The following is a 2,813-nucleotide window of genomic DNA, read 5'->3' as shown; positions in this document are numbered from 1 at the left end:
GACACTTCCGAGCCGGCCTGGGTGAAGCGGAAGATGTTGTCGACGAAGAACAGCACGTCCTGGCCCTGGTCGCGGAACTGCTCGGCGACCGTGAGGCCCGACAGCGCGACGCGGGCGCGCGCGCCCGGCGGTTCGTTCATCTGGCCGTAGACGAGAGCGCATTTGGAGCCTTCGCCGCCGCCCTTCTTGTTGACGCCCGACTCGATGAACTCGTGATAGAGGTCGTTGCCCTCGCGGGTGCGCTCGCCGACGCCGGCGAACACCGAATAGCCGCCGTGCGCCTTGGCGACGTTGTTGATCAGTTCCTGAATCAGCACGGTCTTGCCGACGCCGGCGCCGCCGAACAGGCCGATCTTGCCGCCCTTGGCGTAAGGCGCGAGCAGGTCGACCACCTTGATGCCGGTGACCAGAATTTCAGCCTCGGTCGACTGGTCGGTGTAGGAGGGCGCTTCCGCGTGGATCGGGCGCAGATCGTCGGCCTTGATCGGACCACCTTCGTCCACCGGCTCGCCGATCACGTTCATGATGCGGCCCAGCGTGCCTGCGCCGACCGGCACCCGGATCGGCGCGCCGGTGTCGGTGACGTCCTGGCCGCGCACCAGGCCTTCGGTGGTGTCCATGGCGATCGTGCGCACGGTGGATTCGCCGAGATGCTGGGCGACTTCGAGAACCAGGCGGTTGTCGCCGTTCTTGGTCTCAATGGCGTTGAGAATCGCCGGCAGGTGCCCTTCGAACTGCACGTCGACGACGGCGCCGATGACCTGCGTGATGCGTCCGGTCTGGTTGGCGGGGGATGCCATTAGAAATATCTCCTTCGAACTCGTTCTAGTTGGCGCGTGGCCTGTTCCGAAAACCGGCTTTCACTTTTGGGGACCAGTCGCTTCAGACGGCGGTCAATTTGACGGGCACATGACCCCTGGTCGCCTTGGAATAAGGACAGATGGCGTGGGCGTCTTCGATCAGCGCCTGCAGCTTGGCCTTGTCTGCGCCCGGCAGAGCCACCTTCAATTCGGCAGCCAGCGAGAACGCGCCGTCATCGACGTTGAGCGTGACTTCGCAGGTCACCTTGGCGGCCTGTCCGTCGAGACCATGCTTTTTCGCCAGCACAAGAATCGCCTGTCCGAAGCAGGAGGACCAGCCGAGCGCGAAAAGCTGTTCGGGATTGTGGCCGTCGCCGGCGCCGCCGAGCTCCTTCGGGAGCGCCATCGCCAATGCCAGTCCGCCGCCGTCGAGAACGGCGCGGCCGTTGCGGCCGCCGCTTGTCGTCGCCTTGGTGACATAAGCCATGCTGCGTCTCCGTTGGCTAAACCGCCTCGGCGCCGGAGATGATCTCGATCAGTTCCTTGGTGATCATCGCCTGTCGGGTGCGGTTGTAGATCAGGGTCTGCTTGCGGATCATTTCTCCGGCGTTGCGGGTGGCGTTATCCATCGCCGTCATCTGCGCGCCGTAGAACGAGGCGTTGTTTTCCAGCAGCGCCCGGAAGATCTGCACCGCGAGGTTGCGCGGAAGCAGCCGGGTAAGAATTTCGTCCTCTTCCGGCTCGTATTCGTAGGACGGCGCTGGATCGCCGTTCGCGGCCGAGGCCTCGATCGCCAGCGGGATGATCTGCTGGGCGGTCGGAACCTGCGCGATGACGGACTGGAAGCGCGAATAGAACAGGGTGCAGACATCGAACTCGCCGGCCTCGAAACGGGCCAGCACCTTTTTCGCGATCTCCTCGGCATTGACGAAGCCGAGCTGGCGCACCGAACGCAGTTCGACCGTCTCGACGATCTGCTTCTCGAAGGTACGGCGAAGCTGCTCGAAGCCCTTGCGTCCGACGCAGAAGAACTTGACCTCCTTGCCCTGGTTTATGAGGGCAAGCGCCTTGTCGCGGGCGAGGCGGACGATGGCCGAGTTGAACGCCCCGGACAGGCCGCGCTCGCCGGTGCAGACCAGCAGCAGGTGAACCTGATCCTTGCCGGTGCCGACCAGAAGCGGCGACGCGTTGGGCGAGCCGGCCGCGGCGCTGGCGATGTTGGAAATCACCGCATCCATCTTCTGGGCGTAGGGCCGCGCCGCTTCCGCGGCGGTCTGTGCGCGGCGGAGCTTGGAGGCCGCCACCATCTGCATGGCCTTGGTGATCTTCTGCGTCGCCTTGGTCGAGGCGATGCGGACCCGCATGTCTTTCAGAGAAGCCATTCCAGCCTGATCCACTCACGTCTGTTGCATCGCCCTCTCCCGTCTGCGCGGGGGAGGATCGGGGAGGGGCATCTCATGCACGAACGAAAGTGCTCCCACCCGGCCGGCTGCGCCGGTCAACCTCTCCCGCCAGCGGGAGAGGCAGGAATTAAGCGAACGTCTTGGCGAAGCTTTCGACGACGTTCTTGACCTTGCCCGCGGTCTCGTCGCTGAGATCGCGCGTGTCGCGGATGGTATTGAGAATATCGGCATGCTGTCCGCGCAACAGCGACAAAAGCCCGTCCTCGAAGGCGCGCACCTTGTTGAGCGGCAGCTTGTCCAGATAGCCGTTGGTGCCGGCCCAGATCACCACCACCTGCTCTTCCATCTTCAGCGGCGAGAACTGCGGCTGCTTCAGAAGTTCGGTGAGACGGGAGCCGCGGTTGAGCAGGCGCTGGGTCGACGCATCGAGGTCGGAGCCGAACTGCGCGAACGCCGCCATTTCGCGGTATTGCGCGAGTTCGCCCTTGATCTTGCCGGCGACCTTCTTCATCGCCTTGGTCTGCGCCGACGAGCCGACGCGCGACACCGACAGGCCGACGTTCACCGCCGGGCGGATGCCCTGGAAGAACAGGTCGGTTTCGAGGAAGAT

The 2,813-nt window shown here is 64.4% G+C and carries 2 protein-coding genes and 2 pseudogenes; all 4 read right to left on the bottom strand.

Annotation, left to right across the window (positions count from 1 at the left end; translation table 11 throughout):
- Positions 1–800, bottom strand: a pseudogene (locus BGN91_RS03585) (F0F1 ATP synthase subunit beta); the annotation flags it as partial.
- 82 nt (positions 801–882) lie between these two features.
- Positions 883–1,287, bottom strand: coding sequence for an organic hydroperoxide resistance protein (locus BGN91_RS03580; RefSeq protein ID WP_292610598.1), 405 nt, complete (start codon positions 1,285–1,287; stop codon positions 883–885).
- A 16-nt stretch (positions 1,288–1,303) separates the two neighbouring features.
- A complete protein-coding gene (locus tag BGN91_RS03575; protein ID WP_292610597.1) occupies positions 1,304–2,182 on the bottom strand; it encodes a F0F1 ATP synthase subunit gamma in 879 nt (292 codons plus the stop codon).
- 148 nt (positions 2,183–2,330) lie between these two features.
- Positions 2,331–2,813 (bottom strand): annotated as a pseudogene (locus BGN91_RS03570) (F0F1 ATP synthase subunit alpha); the annotation flags it as partial.

Origin of the sequence: Nitrobacter sp. 62-13 (assembly GCF_001896955.1) — a bacterium.
Lineage (GTDB): Bacteria > Pseudomonadota > Alphaproteobacteria > Rhizobiales > Xanthobacteraceae > Nitrobacter.
Note: the sequence above shows the minus strand (reverse complement) of the source record. Positions and strands in the feature narration are given on the sequence as shown.